Source organism: Cupriavidus sp. R6-3 (assembly GCF_059772245.1).
The window spans coordinates 1-7930 of sequence record NZ_JCBAJO010000215.1 but is presented as its reverse complement, the minus strand read 5'-3'; the positions used below and the strand labels follow the sequence as shown (position 1 = coordinate 7930).

Below are 7930 nucleotides of genomic sequence, written 5' to 3'. Positions count from 1 at the left end.
GTCCACGACGCGCGCCGCCGCGGCATGCGCCCCGTCATGCCGGCGCATCCAGCGCAAGGCGAGCCGTCGTCTCGATCCATCGATCGTCTCCGTTCCAGACGCGCTCGCGCAGTACGATCTCGTCCCGGCCGATGCGCACCACGACGCCATCGCGGCGGCCCAGACGCTGGCCGACCTGCAAGGCCGCCACCATGCCATCGGCGCCATCCACGCGTATCACGCCGTAGGCGCGGCCCGCGCTATGCAGGCTGCCGACCATGCGGATCTGCTCCAGGGCATACGCCTCGAGCGGCTCGCGCGGACGCGCCGCGAGCGCATCGTCCGGCGGCGCGAATGACGGTGCGGCCAGCCGAGCGTAAGCGAAGGGGTCGATTGCCGCCGGATCGGTGTCGCCCGCATGGCGGGCGCCAAGCAACGGCAGGCGCAGCGCGACGTCCAGCGGCGCGGGCGTCCACGACATCGAAGGCGGGGGCTGGCTTCCGGCTTTCCCGCGCGAGGTACGCGCCGCCCGCTGCTGCGCGGCGCGTTCTCCAACGTCGAGCGCCCGGTAGGCCAGCGCGACCGCCTCCATCGTCAGCTCGCCGGGGTCCCTCCCGTCCCTGCCGTCCCCGCCGTCCTTGCGCTCCCTGCTCTCCCTGCCGTCCCCGCCGTCCTTGCGCTCCCTGCTTTCCCTGCCCTCCTTGCCGGCCGCCAACTGCATCGACTGCAGCGTCACCAGCCGAGGCAAGGCCGCGATATCGGCCAGCCAGGCCGCGATCTCGCGATAGCCGCCGTCGACGCGCAGCCTCAGCGGAATCCGGGCGAACTCCTCGCCTGCCTCCGCGGCCTGCGGCTGGAACAGCACGATCCGCAGCCCGCGGGCGGTGGCCAGCGCGCTCAACGTGACCAGCAGGTCGTCGATGCCGCCATGGTCGGGCAGATGGCGCTCCCGCATCGTCAGCGCCTGCGTCATTTCGGCCAGGCGCCGCCGCAACGGCTCGGCCCTCGCCGCCTCGGCCGCCTGTCGCGCGGCGGACTCGCGCAACGCCGCGTGCTCGGCCTGCCGGCTGTCGAGCAAGTCCAGCTTGTCGCGCCAATGCCATTGCCAGCCGGCCGCCAGCACCGCGCACGCGGCGAGGACGGGCCATAGCGGGGACCCTGCGGCAAAGCCGCGCAGCGCTCCCGCATCGTGCTCGGCCCACTGGCCAAGCCAGGATGCCGAGGCGGCCGGGCTCTCGTCTTCGTCATCCGGCGCCATGTGGGCTCCTGTCCGTCGATGGCGATGTTGCCGTGGAGGCGCCCGTTCCAACCGCGCCCGCCCTGCCGGCCGTGCCGGCCCTGCTTGCCCTGCTTGCCCTGCTTGCCCTGCTTGCCGCGCTTGCCGCGCTTGCCGCGCTTGCCGCGCTTGCCGTACTTGCCATACTTGCCGCGCTTGCCGCGCTTGCCGTGCTTGCCGCGCCCGCAGTGTCGACAGGGCGATAGACCAGCCGCACCGAGAACGCAAATGCCGCTGTCGGATCGCCGCCCGTGCCCGCCCCGACGGATGCCGAGCGCGACTCGATCAGTTCGGCGCGCGCCAGCCACGGCAACGGCGCGAGCTGGCGCACCAATGCCGCCACCCGCTCGTGATGGCGCGCCATCCCTTCGATCGTCACCGTGTCGTCCTGCTGGCTGACGCTGCGCAGATGGACGCCGCGCGGTACCTGGCGGGCCAGCGCATCGAGCAGTCGTGCGGGCCGGCCACGGTGGTGCAGCAGCGCATCGAGCGCGCCGCCGCGCCGGCTGACCGCCGCGATTTCCTGCCGCAGCCGGGCAGCCTCGTGCGCCGGCGCTTCCCATTGCCGCGCCCGCTCGGCCAGGGCGCGGTTGCCTCCCTCGATGGCCGCGATGCGGCGATCGAGTACATAGCCACCGACCAGCACGGCCGCCCCTGCCACGCCGGCTGCGGTGCGCCAGCCTGGCAGCAGCGAACCGGCCAGCCGGGCAGAAAGGGGCGCAAGCCGCGGCGCCAGATCCTTCAAATCCGGCGCCCGATCCCGGACCCATCGCGACGCCAGATCGCGCACCGATGGCGGCGCCAGACGCCGTGCCAGACGCGCCGCGCGATGCCATCCCCTCCGCCAGATTCCCTGCCCCCGCACGATGCCTCTCCCCTCGTCGATCCGGCACGGCGTTGAACTCGACGGCGCGATCGCGGCTCTAACCGGCGCTTCCACTGCTGACCGCCTGTCCGAAATCCGCCGCCCTGCCCTGCCCGTTTGCCTGCCCCGTTCTCGCCCATCACGCCGATCCGCGCCACGACCGACGACGCGCGCCTGCCGCACGCGTGCTGCCTGCATGGCCCCACGCGTCCCACACATCCCGCACACATGCGGCACACATGCGGTTCACATGCGGCTCACATGCCGCCCGCATGCTGCCCGCACGCCGCACGCACGCCGGGATGGCGCGACGATGGACCGATTCTCGGCAGGCGGACATGGCACCGGCAATGCGAGGCCATGCCCATCGAGCCGGTTTTCGCAAGTCACGGCGCGATTGCGCTTGGGCCGCAGGCGCCCATACTGATATGAGGGGCGACGATGAGCGGCGACGTTTTTTGGCCTTACATCTTGTAACAGCATGGATGCGCCCGCCACGGCACTACCCGCCCGGGAGCCGCGAAGGCGAGCGATATAATCCGGGCACCTCCAACTAGGTATTACCCAATGGCTACTGCACAACAGAAGCCGGCTAAACCGGCTCGCCGCCCGCTGTGGATACGCGCCAGCTACTGGGCGCTGGGCCTGATGGCCGCGGGTGTCGTCACGGTGGCCCTGCTGCTCGGCTACGCGCTTCTGGTGGCGGCGCCGAATCTGCCGTCGCTCGACACGCTGACCGACTACCGTCCCAAGATTCCGCTGCGCATCTACACCGCCGACAACGTGCTGATCGGCGAATTCGGCGAGGAGCGGCGCAATTTCGTGCCGATCGCCGAGATCCCCGACGTGATGAAGAAAGCCGTGCTGGCGATCGAGGATGATCGCTTCTACGAGCATGGCGGCGTCGATTTCATCGGCGTGCTGCGCGCGGGCCTGGCCAATCTGCGCGGCGGGCTGTCGCAGGGCGCGTCGACCATCACGATGCAGGTCGCGCGCAACTTCTTCCTGTCCAGCGAGAAGACCTACACCCGCAAGATTTACGAGATGATGCTGGCGTACAAGATCGAGGCGAATCTGAGCAAGGATCAGATCCTCGAGCTGTACATGAACCAGATCTATCTGGGCCAGCGCGCCTACGGCTTCTCCAGCGCCGCGCGCGTCTACTTCGGCAAGTCCATCAAGGACGTCACCGTGGCCGAGGCCGCGATGCTGGCCGGCCTGCCGAAGGCGCCGTCGGCCTACAACCCGGTGGTCAACCGCAAGCGCGCCAAGGTACGGCAGGAATACATCCTGCAGCGCATGCGCGACCTGGGCTATATCACGCCGCAGCAGTACGACGAGGCGGTGCACGAAGAGCTGAAGGTCCGCAACGAGGGCAACGAGTTCTCGACCCACGCCGAGTACGTGGCCGAGATCGTGCGCCAGCTGATGTACGCCCAATACCGCGAGGAGACCTACACGCGCGGCCTGACGGTGTACACGACGCTGACCAAGGCCGACCAGGACGCGGCCTACGAGGCGGTGCGCACCGGCATCATGAACTACGAGCGCAAGCACGGCTATCGCGGCCCCGAGGCCTTCATCGACCTGCCGTCCGATCCGGCCGAGCGCGAGCAGGCCATCGACGACGCGCTGGTCGAGCATCCGGCCAGCGACGACATGCGCTCGGCGGTGGTCACCGCGGCATCGAGCAAGCAGGTGCGCGCGGTGCTGCTGTCCGGCGAGGAAGTGGTGATCGAGGGCCAGGCGCTGCGCTATATCGCGCCGTCGCTGGCGGCCAACGCCCAGCCCAAGGTCAAGATCCGTCCCGGCGCGATCATCCGGGTGGTGCAGAACGAGAAAGGCGCGTGGTCGGTGGCGCAGCTGCCCGAGGTGGCCGCGGCGTTCATCTCGCTGAACCCCGAGGACGGCGAGATCCGCGCGATGGTCGGCGGCTTCGATTTCAATCGCAACAAGTTCAACCACGTCACCCAGGCGTGGCGCCAGCCGGGTTCGAGCTTCAAGCCCTTCATCTATACGGCCGCGCTGGAAAAGGGCTTCTCGCCGGCGACCGTGATCAACGACGCGCCGCTGTCGATCGGCCCCGATACCGGCGGCCAGGTGTGGGAGCCGAAGAACTACGACGGCCGCTTCGAAGGCCCGATGACGATGCGCCGCGCGCTGGCCAAGTCGAAGAACCTGGTGTCGGTGCGGATCCTGCGCGCGATCGGCACGCAGTATGCGCAGGAGTTCATCACGCGCTTCGGCTTCGATGCCGACAAGCATGCGGCCTACCTGCCGATGGCGCTGGGCTCGGGCAGCGTGACGCCGCTGCAGATGGCGGGCGCCTATTCGGTGTTCGCCAACGGCGGCTATCGCATCAACCCGTACCTGATCCAGCGGGTGGTCGACGCGCGCGGCAACGTACTGTCGGAGACCAAGCCGCAGCGCGCCGGCGAGGACGCGGTACGCGTGCTCGACGCGCGCACGGCCTTCATCGCCGACAGCATGCTGCGCGACGTGGTGCGCACCGGCACCGCCTACAGTGCCAAGCAGCGCCTGGGCCGCAACGACCTGGCGGGCAAGACCGGTACCACCAACGACGCGGTCGACGCGTGGTTCGCCGGCTATACGCCGAAGCTGGTGGCGGTGGCCTGGATGGGCTACGACCAGCCCAAGAGCCTGGGCGTGCGCGAGACCGGCGGCGGCCTGTCGCTGCCGATCTGGATCAGCTACATGTCGAAGATGCTCAAGGGCGTGCCCGAGAGCCCGGACCGCCAGCCGCCGGAAGGCGTGGTCATGGTGGCCGGCGACTGGACGCTGGAAGAGAATGCCGGCGGCGCCGGCGTGGCCTCGGTGGGCCTGGGCGATCCGTGGCCCGGCAAGGCACCCGATCCGGGCGCGCCATCGCCGGCGGATCTGGAGCAGGAAAAGCGCCGCATCCTGGAGATGTTCGGCGGCGGCTGATGCGGCCGACCGATGGCAAGACGCGATCGCACAACGCCCTCGCAAAAGCGCGATCGCACAACGAAAAGGCCAGCCCGATGGGCTGGCCTTTTTGCTTGCCACGGGGGCAGGTATGCGGTTATGCGGTTATGCGGTTATGCGGTTGTGCCGATGCGCCGCTATGCCGAAAATCAGCCCAGCGTCAGCGTGGTCCCGGCCTGCTGGCTCAGGTAGCGCGACAGCGCCTGGTACAGCTCGGTGCCCTCGCGCGTGTCGACCCAGCGCTCGCCGTCGCGGCGGAAATGGAAGCCGCCGGCGCGCGCCGCGACCCACAGTTCCTGCATCGGCGCCTGGCTGTTGATGATGATCTTCGAGCCGTCCTCGAACTCGAGCTCCATCACATTGCCGCTGCGGTTGATTTCGATATCGGCGTCGGCCGCATCGGCGGCCTGCTCGATCGCGCTTTCCAGCCGGTCCAGCTCGCCGGTCGCCAGCGCCAGGAACTCGCTTTCGCTCAAAAGGGACATGCTACACTCCAAGACCGCCAGCCGCGGCCGGTCCCTGCCGGGACCCGTTCCGGGCTGATGCATTGTTCTGCGGGCCGATCCGGGCGCCGACCCGAGTGCCCGCGGGCACCGTTGCCCGGCCCCGGCTGCTCCGGTCCGCCTCCCGTTCGACCCCTGTTTCCAAGGACGACCCGATGTTGCGTCGTGTTGCGATTGTAGCGGCGTTTGCCGCCGGCCTAGCGATGCCCCTGCTCGGCGGATGCGGCATTCGCGGCCCGCTGGTGATGCCGCAGCGCCCGCCCGCGCCGGTGCAGCCCAGCGTCCCCGATCCCGGCCTGTCGCAGCCGGACGCGGCGCCGATGCCCGCGCGCAAGCCGGCGGCCCGCACGCCTTCGTCCTTCGCGCCTGCGTCCGCTCCTGCGGCCCCTGCCGCCCCTGCCGCCCCTGCCGCCCCTGCCGCTCGATAACATGACCGCATTTTTCCATCGCCGCGACGGCGCCCTCGCCGTCGAACAGGTGCCGCTCGCGCGTATCGCCGAGCAGTTCGGCACGCCGACCTACGTCTATTCGCGCGCGGCGCTGACCGCCGCCTACCAAGCCTACGCCGCCGCCTGCGCGGGCCATCGCGCCCGCGTGCAATACGCGATGAAGGCCAATTCGAATCTGGCCGTGCTGCAGGTGTTCGCGCAGCTTGGCGCGGGCTTCGACATCGTCTCGGGCGGCGAGCTGCAGCGCGTGCTGGCGGTGGGCGCCGATCCGCGCAAGGTCGTGTTCTCCGGCGTGGGCAAGTCCGAGGCCGAAATGGAACTGGCGCTGGCGCACGACGTGCTGTGCTTCAACGTCGAATCGATTCCCGAGCTCGACCGCCTGAACGCGGTCGCCGGCCGCGTCGGCAAGCGCGCGCGCGTGTCGCTGCGGATCAATCCGGACGTCGACGCGCGCACCCATCCGTATATCTCCACCGGACTCAAGGGCAACAAGTTCGGCATCGCCTTCGACGACGTGCTGCCGACCTACCGCGCGGCCGCCGCGCTGCCGCACCTGGAGATCACCGGCATCGACTGCCATATCGGTTCGCAGATCACCGAGGTCTCGCCCTACATCGAAGCGCTGGACAAGGTGCTCGACGTGGTCGAGGCGCTCGAGCGCGAAGGCATCGTGCTGTCGCATATCGATGTCGGCGGCGGGCTGGGCATCACCTATGACGACGAGACTCCGCCCGATATCACCGGCTTCGCGCGCACGCTGCTCGAGCGCGTGGCGCAGCGCGGCCACGGCCATCGGGAGGTCCTGTTCGAGCCGGGCCGTTCGCTGGTCGGCAATGCCGGCGTGCTGCTGACGCGCGTCGAATTCCTCAAGCCCGGCGAGGCCAAGAACTTCTGCATCGTCGATGCGGCGATGAACGACCTGGCGCGCCCGGCAATGTACGAGGCCTTCCACCGCATCGAGCCGGTGGTGCCGCATGCGGGCGAGGCCGTGACCTATGACGTCGTTGGGCCGGTGTGCGAATCGGGCGACTGGCTGGGCCGCGATCGCGCGCTGGCGGTCGCACCCGGCGACCTGCTGGCCGTGATGTCGGCCGGCGCCTATGGCTTCGTGATGAGCTCGAACTACAACACCCGTGCGCGCGCGGCCGAGGTGATGGTCGACGGCGAGGCGGTGCACCTCGTGCGCGCCCGCGAGCGCGTCGAGGACCTGTTCCGCGACGAGAAGCTGCTGCCGCGCTAAGGCGCCGACGACTGCCGCGCGACTACTGCCGCGGCTACTGCCGCGACTGCTGCGGCGACGACTGCCGCGAGGATTCCCTCGGCGCGGCAGCAGCGGTAGCGGCGCGCGCCGTCCCGCGCCACCACCACCACAGCCGCGCGCCGAGCAGCGCCGCCACCACGGCGGCGTAGATCGACACCTCGCCGAAATCGTTCTTGCCGGCCTTGTGCCACCAGTAATGCAGGATCGCCAGCACCGCGATCGCATAGATGCTGCGGTGCAGGGCCTGCCAGCGACGGCCGCCCAGCCGCCGCACCATCGCATGCGTCGAGGTCGCGGCCAGCGGCACCATCAGCACGAACGCGGCAAACCCCATCGTGATGAACGGACGCTTGAACACGTCCTTGGCCATATAGGCCAGATCGAAGCCGCGGTCCACGCCGAGCCACAGCATGAAATGCAGCGTGCCGTAGAAGAAGGCGAACAGGCCCAGCAAGCGCCGTATCCGCAGCAGCCAGTTCCAGCCGCTCAGGCGCCGCAGCGGCGTCACCGCCAGCGTCGCGCACAGCATCACCAGCGTCCAGGTGCCGGTGGAGCGCGTGACGAATTCCAGCGGATTGGCGCCGTACTGGCCGGTCGCGCCCAGGTACACGAGCCGTGCGAACGGCAGCA

The 7930-nt window shown here is 69.6% G+C and carries 6 protein-coding genes; 2 read left to right on the top strand and 4 right to left on the bottom strand.

Going from position 1 to position 7930, the window contains the following annotated elements:
• Positions 1-34: 34 nt before the first annotated feature.
• Together AC6EI8_RS21890 and AC6EI8_RS21885 are read right to left on the bottom strand one after the other, a co-directional pair.
• Positions 35-1237, bottom strand: coding sequence for a pilus assembly protein PilP (locus AC6EI8_RS21890; RefSeq protein ID WP_498382869.1), 1203 nt, complete (start codon positions 1235-1237; stop codon positions 35-37).
• The gene (locus AC6EI8_RS21885) at positions 1224-2195 is read right to left on the bottom strand and encodes a PilN domain-containing protein (protein ID WP_498382868.1); all 972 of its coding nucleotides are present in this window, start codon (positions 2193-2195) and stop codon (positions 1224-1226) included. Before AC6EI8_RS21885 ends, AC6EI8_RS21890 begins: the two co-directional genes overlap by 14 nt.
• 492 nt (positions 2196-2687) lie before the next feature.
• Here AC6EI8_RS21885 and AC6EI8_RS21880 point away from each other — a divergent pair, with 492 nt between their 5' ends.
• The gene (locus tag AC6EI8_RS21880) at positions 2688-5066 is read left to right on the top strand and encodes a penicillin-binding protein 1A (RefSeq protein ID WP_149319729.1); all 2379 of its coding nucleotides are present in this window, start codon (positions 2688-2690) and stop codon (positions 5064-5066) included.
• Between the two features lie 170 nt (positions 5067-5236).
• Here AC6EI8_RS21880 and cyaY read toward each other — a convergent pair whose 3' ends face one another.
• Positions 5237-5572 carry an iron donor protein CyaY gene (gene cyaY, locus AC6EI8_RS21875; protein ID WP_265632938.1) on the bottom strand — a complete coding sequence of 112 codons (336 nt, stop codon included), beginning with the start codon at positions 5570-5572 and terminating at the stop codon, positions 5237-5239.
• 447 nt (positions 5573-6019) lie between these two features.
• Here cyaY and lysA point away from each other — a divergent pair, with 447 nt between their 5' ends.
• A complete protein-coding gene (gene lysA / locus AC6EI8_RS21870) occupies positions 6020-7279 on the top strand; it encodes a diaminopimelate decarboxylase (RefSeq protein WP_498382867.1) in 1260 nt (419 codons plus the stop codon).
• 34 nt (positions 7280-7313) lie between these two features.
• Here lysA and msrQ read toward each other — a convergent pair.
• Positions 7314-7930, bottom strand: a 617-nt coding sequence (gene msrQ, locus AC6EI8_RS21865) for a protein-methionine-sulfoxide reductase heme-binding subunit MsrQ (RefSeq protein ID WP_498382866.1), incomplete at its 5' end; no start/stop codon positions are given.

What these genes read in the sequence shown, in the direction of transcription:
- AC6EI8_RS21890 (WP_498382869.1), bottom strand. Translation starts at nt 1,237, where the DNA reads ATGGCGCCGGATGACGAAGACGAGAGCCCGGCCGCCTCGGCATCCTGG.
- AC6EI8_RS21880 (WP_149319729.1), top strand. Translation starts at nt 2,688, where the DNA reads ATGGCTACTGCACAACAGAAGCCGGCTAAACCGGCTCGCCGCCCGCTG.
- cyaY (WP_265632938.1), bottom strand. Translation starts at nt 5,572, where the DNA reads ATGTCCCTTTTGAGCGAAAGCGAGTTCCTGGCGCTGGCGACCGGCGAG.
- lysA (WP_498382867.1), top strand. Translation starts at nt 6,020, where the DNA reads ATGACCGCATTTTTCCATCGCCGCGACGGCGCCCTCGCCGTCGAACAG.